General features: G+C 47.7%; 19 protein-coding genes and 1 pseudogene. 10 read left to right on the top strand and 10 right to left on the bottom strand.

Features of this window, described 5'->3' with window-relative positions:
- Positions 1-289: 289 nt before the first annotated feature.
- Complete coding sequence (locus H528_RS14210; protein WP_022854403.1) at positions 290-3,223, bottom strand: flagellin N-terminal helical domain-containing protein; 2,934 nt, start codon at positions 3,221-3,223, stop codon at positions 290-292.
- A 369-nt stretch (positions 3,224-3,592) separates the two neighbouring features.
- Here H528_RS14210 and H528_RS0111210 point away from each other — a divergent pair, with 369 nt between their 5' ends.
- Together H528_RS0111210 and ilvC are read left to right on the top strand one after the other, a co-directional pair.
- Positions 3,593-4,411, top strand: coding sequence for a PfkB family carbohydrate kinase (locus tag H528_RS0111210; protein ID WP_022854401.1), 819 nt, complete (start codon positions 3,593-3,595; stop codon positions 4,409-4,411).
- Positions 4,412-4,460: 49 nt separating this feature from the next.
- A complete protein-coding gene (gene ilvC, locus H528_RS0111205) occupies positions 4,461-5,474 on the top strand; it encodes a ketol-acid reductoisomerase (RefSeq protein WP_281167643.1) in 1,014 nt (337 codons plus the stop codon).
- 30 nt (positions 5,475-5,504) lie between these two features.
- Here ilvC and hemL read toward each other — a convergent pair whose 3' ends face one another.
- The gene (gene hemL, locus H528_RS0111200; protein ID WP_022854399.1) at positions 5,505-6,791 is read right to left on the bottom strand and encodes a glutamate-1-semialdehyde 2,1-aminomutase; all 1,287 of its coding nucleotides are present in this window, start codon (positions 6,789-6,791) and stop codon (positions 5,505-5,507) included.
- Between the two features lie 12 nt (positions 6,792-6,803).
- Positions 6,804-7,280, bottom strand: a complete 477-nt coding sequence (ahbB, locus tag H528_RS0111195) for a siroheme decarboxylase subunit beta (RefSeq protein ID WP_022854398.1) — start codon at positions 7,278-7,280, stop codon at positions 6,804-6,806.
- A gap of 404 nt (positions 7,281-7,684) precedes the next feature.
- On the opposite strand from ahbB, the gene H528_RS0111190 reads away from it, so the two are divergent.
- The gene (locus tag H528_RS0111190; RefSeq protein ID WP_022854397.1) at positions 7,685-8,242 is read left to right on the top strand and encodes an isochorismatase family protein; all 558 of its coding nucleotides are present in this window, start codon (positions 7,685-7,687) and stop codon (positions 8,240-8,242) included.
- Positions 8,243-8,480: 238 nt separating this feature from the next.
- Entirely contained in the window at positions 8,481-10,034 is a 1,554-nt protein-coding gene (locus H528_RS0111185; protein ID WP_022854396.1) for an ATP-binding protein, read from the top strand.
- Between the two features lie 172 nt (positions 10,035-10,206).
- Here H528_RS0111185 and H528_RS0111180 read toward each other — a convergent pair whose 3' ends face one another.
- The 7 genes from H528_RS0111180 to H528_RS0111145 all read right to left on the bottom strand — a co-directional run bounded on the left by H528_RS0111180 (position 10,207) and on the right by H528_RS0111145 (position 17,126).
- Positions 10,207-11,034: a HAMP domain-containing protein gene (locus H528_RS0111180; RefSeq protein ID WP_022854395.1), complete on the bottom strand. Its 828-nt coding sequence runs from the start codon at positions 11,032-11,034 to the stop codon at positions 10,207-10,209.
- A complete protein-coding gene (locus H528_RS0111175) occupies positions 11,031-11,639 on the bottom strand; it encodes a DUF8082 domain-containing protein (RefSeq protein WP_022854394.1) in 609 nt (202 codons plus the stop codon). Before H528_RS0111175 ends, H528_RS0111180 begins: the two co-directional genes overlap by 4 nt.
- The gene (locus H528_RS0111170; RefSeq protein WP_022854393.1) at positions 11,636-12,430 is read right to left on the bottom strand and encodes a DUF4388 domain-containing protein; all 795 of its coding nucleotides are present in this window, start codon (positions 12,428-12,430) and stop codon (positions 11,636-11,638) included. Before H528_RS0111170 ends, H528_RS0111175 begins: the two co-directional genes overlap by 4 nt.
- 59 nt (positions 12,431-12,489) lie before the next feature.
- Positions 12,490-14,640: a ribonuclease R gene (rnr, locus tag H528_RS0111165; RefSeq protein WP_022854392.1), complete on the bottom strand. Its 2,151-nt coding sequence runs from the start codon at positions 14,638-14,640 to the stop codon at positions 12,490-12,492.
- Positions 14,641-14,944: 304 nt separating this feature from the next.
- A complete protein-coding gene (locus H528_RS0111155) occupies positions 14,945-15,322 on the bottom strand; it encodes a hypothetical protein (protein ID WP_022854390.1) in 378 nt (125 codons plus the stop codon).
- Between the two features lie 10 nt (positions 15,323-15,332).
- Positions 15,333-15,662, bottom strand: coding sequence for a histidine triad nucleotide-binding protein (locus H528_RS0111150; RefSeq protein ID WP_022854389.1), 330 nt, complete (start codon positions 15,660-15,662; stop codon positions 15,333-15,335).
- Between the two features lie 33 nt (positions 15,663-15,695).
- Positions 15,696-17,126: an RtcB family protein gene (locus H528_RS0111145; RefSeq protein ID WP_022854388.1), complete on the bottom strand. Its 1,431-nt coding sequence runs from the start codon at positions 17,124-17,126 to the stop codon at positions 15,696-15,698.
- 304 nt (positions 17,127-17,430) lie between these two features.
- On the opposite strand from H528_RS0111145, the gene wbaP reads away from it, so the two are divergent.
- From wbaP to H528_RS0111115, 6 genes and pseudogenes are all read left to right on the top strand, one after another.
- On the top strand, positions 17,431-18,948 hold the full coding sequence (wbaP, locus tag H528_RS0111140; protein WP_022854387.1) for an undecaprenyl-phosphate galactose phosphotransferase WbaP: 1,518 nt from the start codon (positions 17,431-17,433) through the stop codon (positions 18,946-18,948).
- Between the two features lie 313 nt (positions 18,949-19,261).
- A complete protein-coding gene (locus tag H528_RS0111130; RefSeq protein ID WP_022854385.1) occupies positions 19,262-19,471 on the top strand; it encodes a hypothetical protein in 210 nt (69 codons plus the stop codon).
- Positions 19,458-19,769, top strand: a complete 312-nt coding sequence (locus H528_RS13615; RefSeq protein WP_022854384.1) for a PIN domain-containing protein — start codon at positions 19,458-19,460, stop codon at positions 19,767-19,769. The genes H528_RS0111130 and H528_RS13615 overlap by 14 nt, the downstream gene beginning before the upstream one ends.
- A 118-nt stretch (positions 19,770-19,887) precedes the next feature.
- Positions 19,888-20,052: pseudogene (locus H528_RS14860) on the top strand (PIN domain-containing protein); the annotation flags it as partial.
- A 158-nt stretch (positions 20,053-20,210) separates the two neighbouring features.
- Complete coding sequence (locus tag H528_RS0111120; RefSeq protein WP_022854382.1) at positions 20,211-20,681, top strand: hypothetical protein; 471 nt, start codon at positions 20,211-20,213, stop codon at positions 20,679-20,681.
- A gap of 20 nt (positions 20,682-20,701) precedes the next feature.
- The coding region (locus H528_RS0111115; protein WP_022854381.1) for an IS3 family transposase at positions 20,702-20,976 on the top strand (275 nt) is incomplete at its 3' end.

The raw sequence follows: 20,976 nt of genomic DNA, 5'->3' as shown, positions 1-20,976 counted from the left end.
CCCCACCACGTCATGCTGAGGGAGCGAAGCGACCGAAGCATCTATTAATGGATCCTTCGCCTTCGGCTCAGGATGACAAAAAAAGTAGGCTCAGGGCAGGCTCTTCGCAACGCTCAGGATGACAAAAAAAGTAGGCTCAGGATGACGCAAAAAGGAGCGGCGAGGACGACGATCCCTTATGTCATGACGGAAGAGCGGTTCCCTCGAAGCACCCCAGGTTTTTTGGAAGACCTAAGCATCTGGCAACTCTGAGGAAAAAGAAAGGCGGGGCCAGGCCCCGCCTTGTTTACTAGCCTTTGAGGAGCTGGACAGCCATCTGCGGGATGGTGTTGGACTGGGCAAGCGCAAACATACCGGCCTGCATGAGCACCTGCATCTTGGTGAAGTTTGCGCTTTCTTCAGCAAAGTCCACCTCGCGGATAGCAGACTCAGCGGCCTGCACGTTTACCTTGGTAACTGAGATATTGGCCACGGTGCTCTGAAGCTGGTTCTGCACGGAACCAAGCTCCGCCCGGATGCCGTCGATGTCGCTGATAGCGGCCTCCACAATGGTGAGCGCTATCTGGGCGCTCTCGTAGTCAAGCACGTTTAAGTCGGAAAGCTTTTTGGTCTCCACCTGGCCCATGCTACCGGTGGGGTTTAGCACTAAGTCAGATTGGGTTTTAAGTACGCTGCCTTTGGCCAAGAGCATGTCCGCCGTAAGAGCTGTGTCACTCTGGATATAATAATCTTGGTCTAGAGTGGTGCCCGCATATACCGTGATAGGGGTACCACCAGAAGCAGCGGTATAGAGAGTTAGGTCTTGCTGCACGATGGTTCCCTTAGCCAGCATGGTACCCGCCTTGAGCACCGAGCCAGCTCCCACTACAGTATCCTGTTGTAGGGTGGTATCCCCATTTATTTGGAGACTATCGGTATCTACTACAGAACCACGCGCTATTACGCTTCCACTTGCCAATTTTGACTGGTTGGCCAAAGTCATATCTTGATTAACCGTTACAGCCGCTACAGTTACATCTTCTCCCAAAATAGAACCACTCTTTAGCTGGGTATCATTAACCAAGATAGAACCATTTTGTATCTCCATAGAATCCGTACTGGTAAGACTTGAGGTAGTACCTGCTGCCGCAAGTGTAATGCCTCCTGCATAAGTTACGTTAGTGCCATCAGCAGTAGCACCGGTACCATTAGCGAGATAGCTATCAGACTTTAGACCTACTGTTAGTGAGCCCCCACTTGTAGCATCAGAGTTAAAGGTAATGTTTACATCACCGTCAAGGTAGGTGTCTGTCTGAAGAGTTAGAGTTACAGAGCTATCAAAGGTGAGGCTGTGGCCGTCATAGGCGGTATAACTGGTGCCATTGGAGTCTTTAAACACCAACATGGCATCTGAACTATTAGCAACTGAAATCGTGAAAGAATCAGTTCCATTGGGAGAAAAGGTGATGGTTGCACCATCTTGTAACAAAGAACCACTTTTAAGGGTTATCGTACCAGAATCCCCTGTAGTTGTGGCATCAGTTAACGTGAGACTTGTATCGCTAGTAAGCACTCCGTCGGCTGTGGTGGATACTCCTGTAGCGGCAGCAGTATAAGTAGTAGTATTCCCAGCGTCCCAGGTGTAGCCGATAGTAAAGTCTGCCCCTAAAATAGAGCCGGCAGAGATGGTAGAGCCTGCGGCGATCTTGGTGTTGGCGGAGTCGGAATTGTTGTATTTCAAAACGATGTCTGTATCGAGCGTTACGTCATCGCTAAGAGTAGCGGCCCCGACAACGGTGCCATCTGCCACACCCAAGGCCTTGGCCAAGGAACCATAAGCCACCGTCCCTTCACCTATTTTGGTGCCTGCTTTAAGTACGGAGCCGGCCTTAATGAGCATATCTTGTTCTAAGTCTACAGAGTCGTGGGTATTAACATCTTGGTAATTACCGGCTACGGTTATGTCTCCGCCTAAAACAGTGCCCTTGGCCAGGGTGCTTCCCCATTGGATTACGCTACCAGCTTCGGCCCTGGTGATGTCAGAAGTGTCATTCATGGTGGTGCGTAGGGTGGCATCACCGCCCAAAACAGTCCCTTGGGTGAGAACCGACCCCGTGGCAATAGTGGAACCGGCAGCCAGGGTGGATGTGCCGGCAATGGTCACCTCGGCGTTGGCGGTCATGCTCGCTCCTACACCTTTGCCCCCAAGGCCACTTATTTCAAAATCAGTTACACCTTTTTGGATAACACGGATATGCCCAAGGGTGGAGAGTTGCTGAGCGGGCTTGCCAAGTACTTCGGTAAGGCCGCTATCAGCTTCTACTTTGATGGCCCGGCCATCAGTAGAAGTAAGGACGAGTTTTCCGTCTTCGGTAACCGTTGCGGTAACACCGGTTTCCAGGTTTTTGGCGTTGATAGCAGCCTGAAGGGCACCATCGGCATCGGCACTGGAAACTGTTACGTCTCCGATTAATACGCCGTTAATCTTGAGTCCCTTGATAGTACCTGCCTGAATTTGATCCGAAGTGCTTTCTACCACGGCCACGGCGGAAATACCGGTAACTCCAGAAAAGCGGTTAATCTCGTTAGCCAAAGCCCCTGCGCCGTTATCTGGATTGTTGTTGAACTGAAGGTTTACCGGATCGATGGTGATTTCTTGACCTGTAGAGGCGTTCTTGAGGGTTAATTGCACTTCACCAATGGTGTTTAAGTCCATAACCGCAGTTTTGGTGGCACCAACGGCACTAGTCTCCGCCGAACGGATAGAAAGCGAGGCGGTAACGTAGCTTGCCGAACCGATCTGGAACTTCTTGTTCACAAAGGAACCCGAAAGGAGCTTCTGGCCGTTGAACTCCGTGGTGCGGGCGATGTTGTTGAGCTCGGCAAGGAGCTTGTTGATGTCGCGCTGGATGGACTTGCGGGTCTCGGCGTTCTGGGTGGCGTTGGCGGCCTGAGTTACTTTTTCCTTCAAAGTGTTCAGGATGTTTCCGTACTCAATGAGCGCACCGTCAGCGACTTTGATGAGTGAGATGCCTTCGTTGGCGTTGCGGATGGCCTGGCCAAGACCTGTGGCCGTCATCTTGAGGCCGTCGGCAATGGCAAGACCTGCGGCGTCGTCTGCCGCCCAGTTGATGCGGAGCCCCGAAGACAAACGCTCAAGCGACTTCTGAAGGCTTTGAGAAGTTTTGTTGAGTTTGTTTTGGGCCCTTAAGGCCGCGATGTTGGTGTTGATGTTTAGAGCCATAGCTCTACCTCCTTGTAGTGTTTTTTCCAGGCGTCCCTGCCTTGTCTAATTTTCTTATCGAGCAACGTACGGGAAACTTTAAAAAAATTTGGGAGGCAAAGGGCTAAAGGCAAAGGGCGAAGGGCGAAAGGGGAGCTGGTGGGTTCTAGAGGTTCTAGAGGTTGTAGAGGTTGTAGAAGTTCTAGAGGTTGTAGCTGGGACAGCTCGCCTCGGCGACTGCCTTGTTAAAGAGCTGTTGCTGTTTTTCTGCTGCCAACATGATGATTGAATCACTGGTGAATCAAAAGACTTCAAGCAAAAGACAAGTAGCCAAGGGCTCCGGCAAAAAATGAACTTGCATATTTTGCCTGGCACCGTTTGATTAAAGACATGGCCAGATATCTCCTGTTAGGGCATCTTACCCGGGATTTATATCCGGGATATTTTCTTTACGGTGGTGCGGTTCTTTATGCCGGGCTTCTTGCAAGAAGGCTTGGCTTTGAAACCCGGGTTATTACTGCCTCTGCGGAAAAAGAGATAGAAGAAGTTTTCCCTGAACTTCGCTTTTATCATTTCAACGCCAAGGAAACCACCACCTTTGAAAACATCGAAACCCCTTTGGGGCGCAGGCAAAAGGTCTATGCCAGGTCCCCGGTGATTCCCCTGGGAAAAGTGCCTGAAAAGTTGCGCAAAGCTGAAATAATCCACGTGGCCCCGGTGCTTGACGAGGTAAAGCCTGAAGAACTTTCCCTTTTTGACACGAACTTTTTGGTAGCCAATCCCCAGGGCTGGTTTCGCAGGTTAGATGCACAGGGTAACGTCATCCCCATAAGGCCTGATATAGATGTCTGGCCACAGTTTAAAGCCCTTGTAGTAAGTGAAGAAGATGTCCAGGCTGATCCACATGTGCTCAGCACCCTGCGTGCCAAGGCAGAGTTTTTAGTGGTCACCAAAGGCAAACGCGGCGCAACACTTTTTGCCCCGGACGAAGAAATTTTTTGCCAAGCAGTCCCTGCACCCAGGGTTATTGACACCACCGGGGCAGGCGACATCTTTGCGGCAGCCTTCTTTGCCATGCTTTACGCCACCGGAAAGCCCCTTATCGCCCTTAAGTTTGCCCAGTGCCTTGCTTCTTATTCGGTTGGAAGAAGGGGCCTTGCTTCTGTCCCCACTTTAGAAGAAATTGCGAAATGTCTTGAAAATCCTTAAGCTTCCTAGAGACAGGGGCCTTCTTCTGTGCTAATTAAACAGGCGTAAAATTCGAACGAAGGAGGGAAAGATGAAGATTTACTACGAGCAAGACGCTGATCTTTCGTATCTCGAAAACCAGACAATCTGTATCCTGGGTTATGGTAGCCAGGGGCATGCCCACGCCCTTAATCTCAGAGATAGTGGGTTAAACGTCATCGTTGGGCTTCGTAAAGGTGGGGCTAGTTACGAAAAGGCCAAAGCCGATGGCTTTGAGCCCCTTGATCCGGCTTCGGCCTGTGCCAAGGCTGACGTCATCATGATGCTGGTCCCGGATCAGGTTCAGCCTCAAGTTTATGAAGAAGCCGTTAAGCCCAACCTTTCTTCAGGCAAAATGCTCATGTTTGCCCATGGTTTTAACATCCATTTCGGCCAGATCGTCCCGCCCCCTGATGTGGACGTAACCATGGTGGCCCCCAAAGGCCCCGGGCACTTAGTGCGGCGAGAATATGAACGCGGGGCAGGAGTCCCGTGTCTGGTGGCGGTAGCGCAGGACGCCACGGGAAACGCCCTAAAACGTGCCCTGGCCTATGCCAAAGGGATAGGCGGTGCAAGGGCGGGAGTCCTTGAAACCACCTTCAAGGAAGAAACCGAAACAGATCTTTTTGGTGAACAATGTGTGCTTTGTGGTGGAGTTTCCGCCCTTATCAAGGCTGGTTTTGAAACTCTTGTTGAAGCTGGCTATCAGCCAGAAATCGCCTACTTTGAATGCTGTCACGAGTTAAAGCTCATCGTGGACTTGATTTACGAAGGCGGCCTTTCCTATATGCGTTATTCCATTAGCGATACCGCGGAATACGGCGATCTTACCCGCGGCCCACGCATTATCACCGAAGACGTAAAAAAAGAAATGAAACGCGTGCTTGAAGAAATTCAGACCGGAAAATTTGCCAGAGAGTGGATCCTTGAGAATCAGGCTAATCGTCCGGTTATGAATGCCTTAAGGCGCAGGGAAGCCGAACACAAAATCGAAGAAGTGGGAGCCAAGCTACGGGCTATGATGCCCTGGCTCAAAAAGAAATAAAAATTGCGGGGCCGCGCTGGCCCCGCTTTGCTATGCTACCTCGGCAAAGGCCTCTTTGGCCGCTTCGATAGTATGGTCGATTTCTTCTTCGGTGTGGGCTAAAGATACAAAGGCCGCTTCAAATTGAGAAGGAGCAAGGTAAACCCCTCTTGCAAGCATTGCCCGCCAGAATTTGCCGTATTTTTCCGTATCAGAGGCTGCGGCTTCGGAAAAATTGGTCACTTCTCCTTCGCGGAAAAAGCACGTCATCATGGAACCCACGCGGTTAAAAGTCACCTTGGCCTGAGCAGCACTGGCTGCTTCAGCAAGCCCTTTAGCAAGCCTTTGAGAAAGCGCCTCAAGGCGTTCGTAAGTACCTGGGCGCATGAGCACCCGCAGGGTGGCAATCCCTGCGGCCACGGCTATGGGGTTACCTGAAAGGGTGCCTGCCTGGTAAACAGGCCCTTCTGGGGCAATGTGTTCCATTATTTCGGCTCGTCCTCCATAAGCCCCCACCGGGAGCCCGCCGCCGATAATCTTTCCAAGGCACGTGAGATCAGGATAAACACCGTAAAGCCCCTGGGCTCCAGAAAGGCTCACCCTGAAACCGGTAATCACTTCATCAAAAATCAAAAGGGCACCGTGTTTTTTGGTGATCTCCCTTAAGCCTTCAAGAAAACCGGGCTTTGGCGGCACAACGCCCATGTTACCTGCGATGGGTTCCACGATCACGCAGGCAATGTCGTCTCCCATTTTGGCAAAGGCCTCTTCCACCGCCGCAAGGTCGTTATAAGGAAGTGAGATGGTGTTTGCGACGATCTCCTCAGGGACTCCCGGACTACCTGGAATGCCAAGGGTAGCCACCCCTGAGCCAGCTTTTACCAGAAAAGAATCCGCATGGCCGTGGTAGCAGCCGTCAAACTTGATGATTTTGCGCTTGCCCGTGTATCCCCGGGCAAGGCGTACGGCGCTCATGGTGGCCTCGGTGCCAGAGTTCACCAGGCGCACTTTTTCAATGGAGGGGAATATCTCACAAATCAGCTCGGCAAGTTCCACTTCAGCCCAGGTGGGAGCACCAAAACTGGTGCCGTTTTCTGCGGCAGCCTGAACAGCGGCAATCACTTCAGGGTGTGCATGCCCCAGGATAAGAGGCCCCCAGGAAGCCACATAGTCGATGTATTCTTTGCCATCTACGTCTATGATAAAAGGCCCAGCCCCGCCTGCAAAAAACACCGGGTCTGCTCCCACAGACTTGCAGGCTCGCACCGGACTATTGACCCCACCAGGTATTACCTTTTGCGCCTGTTCAAAAAATCTTTTTGAGAGGATTCCTGCCATTTTTTTACCCCCTTAAATTTCTTCGCTAAAATATTTGCGCATACGCCTGACGATTTCTTTTTCTGTGAAAAGAAGCTCATATTGGCTAAGACTATGTTCTTCCGCAAGGCTTTTGACCAAATTGCGGCACTCTTCTTCATTTGAAGCATGAATCATGGTGTAGAAGTTGAAAGGCCAGTCTACTGAGGTCTTACGCACATAACAATGGGTCACAAAGGGATAGCGCGAAAAGGTCTTTCCGATGGCGTCAAGACGCTCTTCGGGCACCACCCAGGCCACCATGACGTTTCCACGAACACCTGCCTGGTCATGACGAAGGGTGCCCCCAAGGCGTCGGATTATCTTTTTTTCTTTGAGCTTCTTGATGCGGGCTATTACTTCTTCTTCGGTAGTGCCAAGCTTTTGAGCCAAAAGGGCGTAGGGTTTGGGCTCAAGGGGTAGCCCCTCGCTTAAAGCCGCTATGATTTTTTTATCTAGAGTATCAAGCATGTCCGGATCCCTGTTTTACACTTCTTTTCGGGGATACGTCCCTTTTTCGGAACGAAAAATAGGAACGGATCCTGTATATTCCTGTATATTGCCCCCCATTTTTTCCTTGTCATCCTAAACTATTTCCTTGCGACCGTCATCCAGAAGCCTCTCTTTTATTGTACTTTACAATTTTGAACAGTTTTCTTTGTCACCTGAGCCTTAGGCGAAGGATCCACTAATCGATCTCTGGATACTTCGGTCGCTTCGCTCCCTCAGCATGACGGTGGGAAGTCGTCAACCTGCGCCGTAGCCCTGAGCCGCAGGTGAAGGGGAAGCGTTAGCAGAGCTAAAGAAAAGGCTTGAGACAGAAATTTATTTTGGTAACTTAACATGACATGTTAACTCATTAACTGGAGGGTGTGATGGAAAAGACATTCTTAGAAGCCAGCCGCTCCTTTTTGATGGTTATTGACCCACAGGAAAAACTCATGGCGGTTATTAACGAAGCGCAACGAGTCATCAAAAATATTTCTTTGTTAACTCATTTGGCCAGGACCTTTAATCTTCCGATAATCCCAACCACCCAATATGCTAAAGGCCTTGGCCCCTACGTGCCTGAACTTGCCCCTCTTTTTGAAGGGCTGACTTTTTACGACAAAGTAGAATTTTCTGCCCTTAAAAACAAAGAAATTATGGAAGCAGTAGATTCGTTGAGGCCTGCTAGAGACACCATTATCCTTTGTGGAGTAGAAACACACATTTGCGTTTACCAGACTGCACTTTCTTCGTTACTTGAAGACTTAAGAGTCGTGGTTGCTGCTGATGCTACCTCTTCAAGAACCCCTCAAAATATGCAATATGGCCTTGCATACCTGCGTCAGCTCGGAGTTCAAGTAGTTTCAACGGAGATGATCATCTATGAATTTTTAGAAAAAGCCGGCACCCCTGAATTTAAAGCCATGCTTCCGCATCTAAAATAAACCAGCAAGGGATCTTTTCCTATTTTTTGAAACGAAATGGGGAAAGGATCCTCAGCTAAGACAATGAGAGACCTTTGCAAAACATCTTTTCTCAAGGCCATTTAGGATCCGTTCCCATTTTTCGTTCGAAAAATGGGAACGGATCCCTTTGCTTGTACTGACAACACTGATCCCAACAATTTTGCAAAGGTCTCAATAAATAAATTTATGCAAAGGTGTCTTTTGGTATAATGCATCTATGACCAAGAAAAAACTTCCCGTAGGGATACAGAGTTTTGAAAAGATTCGTACGGATAATTTCTATTATGTAGACAAGACTCCTTTTGTAAAGAAACTCGTTGACGAGGGAGGGGGCTACTTTTTTCTTTCTCGTCCAAGGAGATTTGGGAAAAGTCTTTTTCTCGATACCCTGCGCCAGGCATTCCTTGGCAAACGCGAGCTTTTTAAGGGGCTTTTCCTTGAAGAGAATTGGGATTGGTCTAAGAAATATCCCGTAATCTATATTTCTTTTGGTGCAGGGGTGATCGAAGACGAAAACGACCTTATAAAACGTATCCTTCTGATTCTTGAAGAAAACCAGGAAAGCCTAGAAATTACCTGTAAACACGCCGAAGATTACCGGGCCTGTTTTTATGAACTCATCAAAAAAGCTGCGGAAAAATATGGTACCAAAACCGTGGTGTTGGTTGACGAATACGATAAACCCATCTTGGATAGGATAGATAATATTGAAACCGCAGCGCGTATTCGCGAAAAATTAAAAGACTTCTATTCCGTACTTAAAGACGCAGACCCTTATCTCAACTTTTGCTTTCTGACCGGCGTTACCAAGTTTTCCAAGGTTTCGATTTTTTCAGGCCTAAATAACCTCAAGGACATTACCATCCATCCCGGCTATGCCACCATTTGTGGTTACACCCAGGAAGAGTTTGAAAACACCTTTGCCGACCGCTTGGAAGGCATTGACCTTTCCGAAGTACGTCGCTGGTATAACGGTTACTCCTGGCTTGGGGAGCCTGTTTACAATCCCTTCGATATTCTGCTCTTTCTGGATGCTAAAGAGTTCAGGCCGTACTGGTTTGAAACAGGCACGCCTACTTTCCTGATAAAGCTTCTTTTGGAAAGAAGATTTTTTGTTCCTGAACTTGAAGCAGTAGAAGTTGGAGAGGCTCTCCTTGAAAGCTTTGACATAGAAACGATAGAGCTTGAGACGGTGCTTTTCCAGACGGGTTATCTCACCATCAAAGAGCTTCGAAAACGAGGCCCTCGGAGGAGATATCTCCTGGGGTATCCCAATCTTGAAGTAAAGATGAGTTTTACCGATGCCGTGCTTAATTTTCTCTCAGAAAGATTGTCAGCCAAAGAGCGTTTGATAGATAGGCTTTACGATGCCCTTGAAGCGGAAGATTTTGAGGCTCTGAGAGACATATTTTACGGTTTTTTTGCAGGGATTCCGCACGATTGGTATCGGAAGACGGAGCTTGCGGGCTATGAGGGCTTTTACGCGAGCATCTTTTACTGTTATTTTGCGGCGCTTGGTTTAGATGTGCGGGTGGAAGAGGCCACGAACCAGGGCCGCCTGGATATGGCGGTAACCTTTGACGGCCGGTGCTATCTTTTTGAGTTTAAGGTGGTGGAGGATGAAGCCACCGGAGACTCCCTTAAGCAGTTAAAAGAGAAGCGTTACTGGGAAAAGTATCAGGGCAAATGCAAAAAGATTTGGCTTATCGGGGTTGAGTTCAGCAAGCGTGAGCGGAACATCGTTTCTTTTGAGGTGGAGGAGGTTTCGTGAGATTACTTCCGGCCCTGACGACCCATCGCAATAACTTCCCATACTGGTCATAGCGAGGAGGCCCGTAAGGGCCCACTAAGCGATCCAGAACCCTTGCGGTGACTGCTTCAGTATAAATCGCGGGAGTTAAATGGCTCTTTCATTTGCCATTATCTTTTTTCCGCTTCTGAAACTATAAAATCAGCGAATCGTCATCTAGCATCTTTTCCATGGTTTTCTGGCTTCTGCGCAGACGCTCAATGGAGATCGCAAGTTTTATAATTTCATCGCGTGTACGGTCTTCACTTAGGCCTTTCACCCCTAAATCAACGTCGAGATTTCCCAGGCTCATTTCATGGACTTTTTTCGTAAGGTCAGAAAGGGGTTTCAAAAGCTCAAATCTTACGAGAGCGTAAAGGATAACTGTTATCACCAGGAATGCGAGTGGAGCTGCTAAAGACATGGAATTTCCCAAAATGCTCCAGAGATTTTGGTTGTAAAACTTGATTTTGATAGTTCCTGCAGCTTCTCCCAAACGCAGGGCAGGGGCTTTGCCTTTACTTGCCTCATGGCAGGTAACACAGGCCCGCTTAACAAGGAGAGGCTTTTCGTAACTAAAGATTCCCTTGTCAAGCTGCCATCTTTCTGAACCGGGAGGGACACTTTTTAAGTCGAAGTTTATTTCGGCACCGGTGTCCTTTACCATCCCCGCTACAAATTTGGCAAATTCCGGATCATGGATGCGATAAAGGTCGATTTGTTCGCCGGTTTTTTCGGACAAACCAGAAACAGTTTCCACGGCCGAGAGTCCGTTTGTTTTAAGTACCCAGAGACCTTTTACTTCGTCAGAGGACGTAAGAAGGGCATCTACCATTTTCGCGATGACCCGCGAACTGGATAGAAGTTCGGACTGCTGTAAATGTTTGAGGTTGTAGTAAAGCCCCGCAGCAAAAAAGCCCATCACCAATATGAAGAAAAGCGCTACTTTGTCAGCCAGGCTGAAGCGTTTGTCTTTTTTCATCGCATCCTCCACCCACGCACAATGTCTTTGGCTTTGTTGATGGCCTGCTGCGCCAGGTGTCTTTCGTCTATTTGTTCCTGCAAGGCCTTTAAAAAAAGCGACACGTTTGCAAGCGGCAGGCCTTTTTCAGTAGCTTCGGCCTGGAGGAGAGATTTCTTAACTATTAATTTTGCGGCAGGGCCGTAGTGCTTTGCTAAAAGCTTTATGAGTTCGTTAAAAAGCACCAGCGGAATAAGCTCAGAGACATCTTGCTTTTTGTCCGGGCCTTTTTCCGCAAGTTTTTCAAGTTTAAGGGAAAGGGCATTTAAGGCTACGCTTACTAGGGGCCCTGGCGTGGGAGTTTTTAAAACCAAAAGCACCTGATAGCCCTTTAAGTTTTTGACCACCAAAGAACCCGCTTCAAATAGGGCCACAAGTTCCTGGGGTTCATCCTGGCCCTTTTCGGTTACCGTGGCATAGAGTTCATCAAACGAGTGATAAAGAACTTCCTGGATCTCTTTCGAGAAAAACTCTGGAAGATGAGCGAAAACAGGTTTCCCTTCATGGCTTACCAACAGAGCATCTACTTCGTCGAGTTTTACCAGACTGGTGAGCAAGTTTTTCACGATTTGAGCTCCTTTCTCAAGTTGTAGAGTTTTTTACTCCACCAAAGAAGTCCTTTGCGAGGAATGCTTTCCATGCCCAATATTTGGTCTCCCAGGGAAATGGCAGCACTTAGCTTTTTCTTGCTTGAGAAGGCAAAGGCACATATTTCTCCGAGCCCTAGTAGGTTTCCGATTTCCTGGAGTTGAAACATGCTGTAAGAGATGGCCCCAGAAAGGACTTCAGGATCATCAAGGCCGGTTTGTTCTTTAACTTCACCCTGTCGGTCAAGGAGTACGGCTTTCTTAACCTCGGGGAGTTTTTTCTTGAGCTTCTCAAGTAAGGATTCTTCAGGTTCTGGCTCTGGTTCGTCCGCAAGGGGAGGCTCAAGATTAAGGGCCTTTTCAAAGAGGTCTGCGTTGAAAAAGGTCTCACCGGCTTCTCCGTCTTCTTCCTGGCGGATGGCTTCAATAATGAGCGCCTGCACCGGGCCTTTTAGGTTTCCTTCTTCAGGCCACCTAACCGGGGGCCTTACCTCAAAACGGCCGTCTTCTAGGCCCAACAGGAAACGAAAGGCCTCAAAGCCTTTCTTTATCTCGCTTCCAACGGTTTCCACATGGTAAAGGTTCTCGCCTTCTAAAAATACCCGCCCCACCCCTTCTGGCAGGTGAATCAGCACCAGCAGCTTTTCGCCCCTGTTGGCCAGGAGTTGAAGCACATCTGCCAGGGAGACAGTTTTTAACTGGCCCTGCATAATAGGTGGGCCGTTTAATTCCACCACGGTTTTTTTCTCTTTTTGGAATGGTTGGCCCATGGAAAACTCCTAAAATAAAGTTCTTCTTTATTATTTTTCGGAAGCTTTCCTGGTGGGATTTAATTTTTGGGATTTATTTTGGTGATAAGTTCAAAGGTGATATGCCGACGTGAGACGTTTACGTCTTTAACCCGTACACGGACTATGTCTCCCAGCTGGAAGATTTTTCCGGTGTGCCGGCCAATAAGACGGTGGTTTTTCTCATCAAGCACGTAATAGTCATCGTTTAAATCCACCAGACGCACCACGCCAGAGGCGTAAATCTCAAAAAGTTCTACGAAAAAGCCAAAGGCCGTAACTCCTGAAATTACCCCTTCAAAGACCTCACCGATATGATGCTTCATGAGCATGACGCGCACCCTGTCAAGGGCTTCGCGCTCAGCTTCCATGGCGGTGCGCTCACGCTCTGAAAGGTGTCTTCCCATCTCGTGAAGCTTTTCAAGCTTGTAGGGTGGCTTTTTCTTTTTAAGGGCCTCCTTAAGGGCTCGGTGAACTACCAAGTCCGGATAACGCCTTATAGGTGAGGTGAAATGACAGTAACACTCTGAGGCCAGCCCGAAATGGCCTATGTTCTCAGGGGAATACTTAGCCTGTTTTAGGGAACGCAAAAGAAGCGTATTGATGAGATAAGCGTAAGGCTTTCCTTCAACCATCTCCACTACCATTTGGAGCCAGGAGGGCTCAGGCTCGCGCGGAAGCTTGAGCTCAAGCCCAAGCGTCTTGGCAAACTCTACGAATTCTTTGAGCTTTTCAATATCAGGGGGTTCATGCACCCGGTAAAGAATGGGATAGCCCTTCTCTGTAAGGAAGTCCGCTACGGCCTCGTTGGCTGCAATCATAAATTCTTCGATGATAAAGTGAGCAAAATGGCGCTCACGCCGGACAATGTCTTCCGGCTGTCCCTGGGCGTCTAATATCACCTCAGGCTCTGGAAGGTCAAAATCAATACTTCCGCGTTCATGGCGTCTTTCTCTTAGCAAACGGCAAAGGGTGGCGGCGTTGTCAAGCATGCCTAGAAAACGCCGGTATTTGCGTTTAAGGGCAGGGTCTTTTCCTTCAAGAATATCGCGTACGATATTGTAGGTGAAGCGCTGGTGGCTCTTGATAACCGCCTGGCAAAACCTCATTTTGCGGCGTCGGCCGCTTTTGTCAAAATCAATCACAGCCACCATGGCCAGACGGTCCACGTCAGGATTCAAGCTACAAAGATTATTCGAGAGCTTTTCAGGAAACATGGGGACCACTGATCCGGGAAAATACACACTTGTGCCCCGTTCATAGGCTTCTTTATCAAGGGCCGTGCCAGGCCTTACGTAATGGGCCACATCGGCAATGGCCACGTAAAGTCGCCAGCCTTTGGGAAGCTTGCGCACGTAGATGGCATCGTCAAAGTCTTTAGCGGTCTCACCGTCAATGGTGACAAACAAAAGCTTGCGCAAGTCTTCACGTCCGGCCTTGTCTTCATCGCGCACTTCATCTGGAATTTCTTTTAGTTCTTCATTCACCGCGCGGCTGAAGCGATGCGGAAGTTCGTATTTGTAGATGACGGCTTTGATCTGAGTGGAAAGGCTTTCAGGATCTCCCAGCACTTCGATAACACGACCTTCAGGAATACGGCGCCCGGGGCTAAAATCAACAATTTCAGCCACTACCATGTCGCCATCTTCAGCGCCTTTAGTAGCATCAGGGGGAATAAGAATCTCAAAAGGCAAGCGGTCGTCTTCAGGGATGACAGTGGCCACGCGTTTGGTTCTAAAGAAAATCCCCACGATATATTTTTTGCCACGCTCAAGGATACGGATAACCGTGCCCTCTGGGCGTTTGCGCTTTTGAGGAGTTTCAATGCGCACAACGACCTTGTCGCCATTTATGGCACCTTTTAGCCTGCTTGGTGGCACGTAAATAACGGGCTTTTTGGGTTCTTCTGGTTCAAGTAGCCCGTAGCCGTCAGGGTGAATCTTCAGCTTTCCGGTGACTAGCTGCATTTGTTCAGGGAGCCCGTAACGCTTGCCCTTGATGTGCACCACCTTGCCGGCTTTGGTAAGCCGTTTCATAAGGGTGCGAAATTCTTTGCGGTCGCTTGTGGGGACATTTAGCAGATGGTAGAGCTCGCGCAAAAGCATGGGGCGACCGGTTTTTTTCATGGCCTCAATGACTTCTTTTTCAGTAGGAAGCCCCTTGCGGGGCGTTTTTTTCTTCTTTTTAGCCATTCAGTTCCCTTCGTATTTTAATCGGTGTCATCATGAGGCGACCTTTACGCCCACGCGATCTCAGCTACACCCGTCATCACGAGGCGGCCATCGCCCGCCGAAGTGATCCCTGTCCCGAACACAGTGAGGGATCTAGATTGCTTCGCTCCTGCGGCGCTCGCAATGACCGAAAAACGGGCGCTCGTAATACCCTCTTATCAAGGATCCCAACCTCTAGAACCTTTACAACCTCTACAACCTCTAGAACTTCTAAAACCTCTAAAACCTCTACAACCTCTACAACCTCCTTATCACCTCTCACCGATCACTCAATCTTAGCAATTTCATCAGTGGTAACGGTGCGTATAAGCACTTTTTTCCCCGGCACATTGGGGCGTGTTTCCTGGAGCAAGAAGCCTGTTATGTCCCTCAAGAACACGTGTCGTCTGAAGCCATCTGTTGGGGTATAGATCAGGGAAACCCCTTGCACACGTCCGTCGCGGTCAAGGACAATGTCAATTCTTTCAAGAAAATTAATGTTGCCCGGCCCAAAGTCCGTATAGACATAACCCAAAGTTGTAGGGGGCCTATTAGGTGCAAAAAAGTAAGCAGCATAAAGGACTTTTTCTTCCTGGCTTAGCACCGCACCACACGCAAGCCCCGGTAAAAAGAAAAGCAAAAACAAAATAATTCCTAAACGCATAATGCTCTCCTTATTTCCAGCCGCCAATTAAATGTAAATGGATATGAAAGATAAGCTGGCCGCCGCCCTTTTCCACGTTGAAAAAGAGTTTGTATCCACTTTCAGCTGTGCCAAGCTCCCTGGCAAGCTGTTTAGCAACCATAATCATCTCGGCAATGAGTGGGGCGTCTTCTTCGGTAAGGTCGTTAATGCTACGAATGTGTTTTTTGGGAACAATAAGTATGTGGATAGGGGCCTGGGGATTTATGTCTTTAAAGGCAACGATGCGATCGCCTTTGTAAACAAAATCAGCGGGGATTTCGTTGTTGATGATCTTGCAAAAGATGCATTCTTCTGCCATGGCTACCTCCTTTTGCTAGAGATGTTTTAATCTTTACCCTTTGATACAGCCCATGGGCAGCACTTTGGCAACTTTTAAGGCAAGCCGTGCCTTATGGGCTACTTCCACTACCTCGCTAACATCTTTATAGGCCTCTGGGGCTTCTTCGACAAGTCCTTTTTTAGATTTTGCCCTTACGACAATGCCCTTTTTCTTAAGCTCTGCGACGATTTGATCCGCCCGCCAGCGTTTAAGGGCAGCGTGGCGGCTCATAGTACGCCCAGCCCCATGGCAGGCTGAGCCAAAGGCCTTGTCTTCGCCTTCTTTGGTTCCCACCAGGATGTAAGACGCTGTGCCCATGCTTCCGCCGATGATCACCGGTTGCCCCACGTGGCGATAACGCGCAGGAAGCTCCTTGCGCCCAGGCCCCCAAGCCCTGGTGGCGCCTTTGCGGTGCACGTAAAGTTTTTTGATTTTGCCATTAACCGGGTGTTCTTCAATCTTGCAGGTGTTGTGGCTTACGTCGTAAAGCACGCTAATTTTTGCCTTGGGAAGGACTTCTTCGCAGACTTCGCGCACAAGATGCGTAATCACCTGGCGGTTTGCCAGGGCACAATTAACCCCGCAGGCCATGGCCCGATAATAACGCTCACCCTCTGGCGAACGGATAGGCGCACACACTAATTCTTTTTCGCGTATGGGGATACCATATTTTTTAGCGGCCTTGGCCAGCACTTTGAGATAATCCGTAGCAATCTGGTGCCCCAGAGCGCGCGAACCACAGTGAATGGAAATAACCACGTCTCCTTGTTCAAGGCCAAAGGCCTCTGCAGCCTCACGATGATAAATCTCCGCTACATACTGGACTTCAAGATAATGATTCCCTGAACCCAGGGTGCCTACCTGGCGATGCTGGCGTTTTTTAGCTTCAACGGAAACACAACTTGGGTCAGCTCCAGGTAGACAACCCTTTTCTTCGATGAACTCAAGATCTTCGGGCTCACCGTAGCCCTTGGCCACGGCCCAGCGTGCTCCTCCAACTAGCACTTCGTCAAGCTGATTCACCGAAAGCTTAAGCTTTCCTTCAGAGCCCACCCCGGCAGGGATGGTATGAAAAAGCTCGTCGATTAATTCTTCGAGGAATGGTTCTACTTCTTCTCGTTTAAGACCCGTGCGCAGGCAACGTACTCCGCAGGAAATGTCATACCCAACGCCACCAACAGAGATAACGCCACCTTCATCTGGGTCAAAGGCTGCCACCCCTCCGATGGGAAAGCCATACCCCCAGTGGGCATCTGGCATGGCAAGGGACGCTCGCACAATTCCCGGAAGGCAGGCGACATTGGTGACCTGTTCGCGCACTTTTTCATCCATTTCTTCAAGGAGCCTTTTGCTGGCAAATATGCGCCCAGGCACATTCATAGCCCCCTTTTTGGGTATTTCCCATTCATAGTCGCTTATCTTTATAAGTGATTTTATTTCCATCGGCCCCTCCTTGTAGGCGGTTTCAAAAAGACACGTTCTTAAATGAAGATAAGCAAGTCTTCGTACTTAAACAAGAAAAATTCAACTCAATGCCCAGGACTTCTGTGCGTTTTTGTAAAGATTTCTCTTTTTCGTTCCGAAAAATGGGAAGGATCCCGCTCCCGATACTATTACCAGGAGCGTAAAACAGATGACACTTGAAAAAAGTCATTGCGAGCGAAGCAATCTAGATTCCTCTCATAACAATTCTTGGCAAAAAACCGAAAAGATGATATGTATTCGCCCTTAGAAAAGAGGGTGGAGAATGGCCAAGCTGGCGAATAAACCCCTACTAAACGGTACCATCAATAAAGTCATTAAAGTATATCCCCAAACGCTCTGGCAAACAGGCAAAGAACGTCCGGAATACTACCTGGCCCTTCTTCTCGGGGATATTTTTGCCGTGTTATTAAGTGTCTTCCTGGCTGTTGTGGTTAGGTATGAGCTTGGGAAGGCCCTTCCTCAAGTACCTTTTTTATCTCTTTCCCAAGCCTGGCTAATTTTAAAGAAATTTTGGTGGTTGCTTTTGGTGGTGCCTTTTTGTCTTGGGTATTTGCGCACCTACGACCGGCGTCTTCCTTTCTGGGAGGAAACCCGCGAGGTCATAAAGGCCCTCATCCTCTCTTTTATCATTATTTATGCCCTTTTGGCCGTAAGAAAAAACGTTAACGAAGTGTCTCGTCTCCTGCTAGGACTTTCTTTTATTTTTTCCTGCTTTTTAGTGCCATGCTGCCGGTATTTTACCAAAAAAATTCTTTTTTCTTTGAGGGCCTTTCGGCGCAAGGCCTTGATCCTTGGCGCAGGAGAAGGGACTGCGGAGCTCATCCGGGCCCTTTCTGGAGAAAAATATCTTGGCTATGAGGTCATCGGGCTTTTAGATGATGACCCTGCCAGACACGGTCGCCTGGTTGAGGGCAAAAAAGTTTATGGCGGGCTTAAGCAGATAGGGAAATTCATCAGGTTTTTGAATATAGAAAGCGTCTTTATCGCGGTGCCTTCTTTTACCAGTAAGCAGCTTTCCGAGCTTTTTGCCAACGTGCAGGGCATGGTAAAAGAAGTCTGCATTGTGCCGGAGTTTAAAAACTTTGGCATGCTAAACGCCGAAACCCACACCCTTTTTCACGAAAAGCTTTTTCTCATCAAGGTGCGCAACAATCTCAAATCGCCGCTGAACCAGTTTATCAAGCGCAGCTTTGATTTAACTTTGAGTTTTCTTTTGTTACCGGTTTTGCTTCCTGTTATGGGCATTATTGCTGTTTTGATCGTGCTTGATTCACCGGGCTCGCCAATATTTGCTCATGAAAGAATCGGTAGAAACGGTAGGAAATTCAAAGTTTATAAGTTCAGGAGTATGTATAAAAATTCAAAAAAAATACTAGAAGAATATCTTCAAAAAAATCCCGAGGCTTTAAAAGAGTGGAACACATATTATAAGTTAAAAAATGATCCTCGTATTACTAAGGTTGGGAAATTTTTACGCTTGACCTCTCTTGATGAATTGCCCCAGATCTTTAATGTCATTAAAGGAGATATGTCATTAGTCGGCCCCCGTCCTGTTACCTGTTCTGAAATAGATACCTACTATCAAGATTATGCTAGCTTTTATTTTATGGTCCGCCCTGGCATTACAGGTTTGTGGCAAGTAAGTGGGCGCAGCAATCTGACCTATGAAGACCGGGTAAAGATGGACGTCTGGTACGTGCTCAACTGGTCTTTGTGGCTTGATTTTACCCTCCTTGTCAAAACCATAAGCGTGGTAATTAAGAGAGAGGGGAGTTATTGAGTTAGGCTAAAGGCAAAGGGCTAAAGGCAAAGGGGATCAGTGATCGGTGAACAGGAAGTGGTAGAGGTTGTAGAGGTTCTAGAGGTTGTAGAGGTTGGGATCTTTGATCAGAGGGTGTTGCGAGCGAACGCCCTTTAACTCGTCATTGTGAGGCACGAGGTGCCGAAGCAATCTCAGGCGAAGCAATCTCGGTAAGCGAAGGGACAGGGATCGCGTGGGCGTAACGGTCGCCTCGCGGTGACACCTTGTCTGATACAACATGCTCCATTAATAATTTTGCAAGTCTCAAAAATACAATTTTAGGTGATCAAAAATGAGAATAGAAGAACAAAATCAAGAACAATTAGACCTCAAAATATTACCCAAAGAGGCAAGGAAGGAATTGATAGAATTCTATGAGGCACTTTTAAAAAAATATAAAATTAAAAGAAAGAGGATTTTACCTGAGGGATTTTATCAACCTGTAAAAGTAGAGTCTTATTCCAAGATTGCTTTAAGAGAAGAAATTTATGAAAGAAGATAGGATTTTTGTAGATACCAATATTTGGATATATGGGCTTACCGAAAGTAGAGTAAAAGCTGATCAAAGAAAAAGAGAAATTTCTTTAGAGCTGCTTGAAGAATTATTTCAGTTAGAAGCCCAAATCATTATATCTATTCAAGTATTAAACGAATGTCATTGGAATCTTATTAAGAAATTTGAACTGCCAGATGAAAAAGTTACAAAACTGATTTGTAAAAATGTAACAAAAATTGCAAATATAGTGGGTATAGATTTTGCTACCTATAAAAAGAGACCTTTGCAAAACATCTTTTCTTAAGGCCCGTTCAAGGATCCGTTCCCATTTTTCGGAACGAAAAATAGGAACGGATCCCTTGCGGTTGTGCTTGCAATACTGATCACGCTGATTTTGCAAAGGTCTCAAAAAATCTAGTACATTAAGAACTAAATACAAATTATCGTTTTGGGATAGTCTTATAATAGCATCAGCTTTAGAAAATAATTGTTCGATTTTATATACAGAAGATAAAGATATGCAGCACGGACAGGTAATTGAAGGGAAGTTAAAGATAATCAATCCTTTTACAGAGGACAATAAGTGAGAAGTGAGTATAGGCGATAGGTGAAAGGCGATAGGTGAGCAGTGAGCTGTGATAAGAAGGTTGTAGAAGTTGTAAAGGTTCTAGAAGTTGTAGATGACATAGACGATTGGCTAAAGGCTAAGGGCGAGAGGCTAAGGGCGATGGGCGAAAGGTGATCAGTGATCGGTGATCAGAAAGTGGTAGAGGTTTTAGAAGTGGTAGAGGTTGTAGAGGTTAGGATATCATGGCGAGCGTTTCCCTTTTTAGGTCATGCGAGCGAAGCGAAGCAATCTCATGGAACAGGTGGAGTTTTTCATGCTGAAGGAGCAGACTTCTTTTGTCCTTTTGATGGTACGAGCTTTTTTTGTCATTCTTCTGAGGGAGCGATTCTCTTTTGTCATTCTGAGGGCCTTGGGCCCGAAGAATCCACAGGTCGATTAATGGATCCTTCGCCTTTGGCTCAGGATGACAGAGGAGAAGTAAGTATGACAGAGGGATGGCTTCGGCTCAGGATGACAAGGGAAGAGTGGTTCTGTATGACAATTCCTTCTGTCATGCTGAAGGAGCATAAGCGACTGAAGCATCCACAGGAGTATACTGCTACCTTAAAAATCCGGACACCTCAGAAAGGGAGAGTTAAGTTAAAATAGTTTGCCAAGGGAGGTGTCCTATGAAAAAGCGTCAGTTTTCCCCAGAAGAAAAATTAGCCATAGTTCTAGAAGGCCTAAAAGGCCAAAAGTCCGTAGCTGATATCTGCAGGGAACATCAAATATCCCAGTCGGTGTTTTACCGCTGGCGAGACAAGTTCCTGGAAGGTGGTAAGAATGCCTTGGCTTATGGGGCTCCTTCTCAAAAAGAAGCACACCTCAGGGCTGAGATCGAGAAACTCGAAAGGATAATAGGCAAGCAGGCTATTCAGATTGAGGTTTTAAAAAAAACCGAAGA

The sequence above is a fragment of the Thermodesulfatator atlanticus DSM 21156 genome (assembly GCF_000421585.1).
Lineage (GTDB): Bacteria > Desulfobacterota > Thermodesulfobacteria > Thermodesulfobacteriales > Thermodesulfatatoraceae > Thermodesulfatator > Thermodesulfatator atlanticus.
Note: the sequence above shows the minus strand (reverse complement) of the source record. Positions and strands in the feature narration are given on the sequence as shown.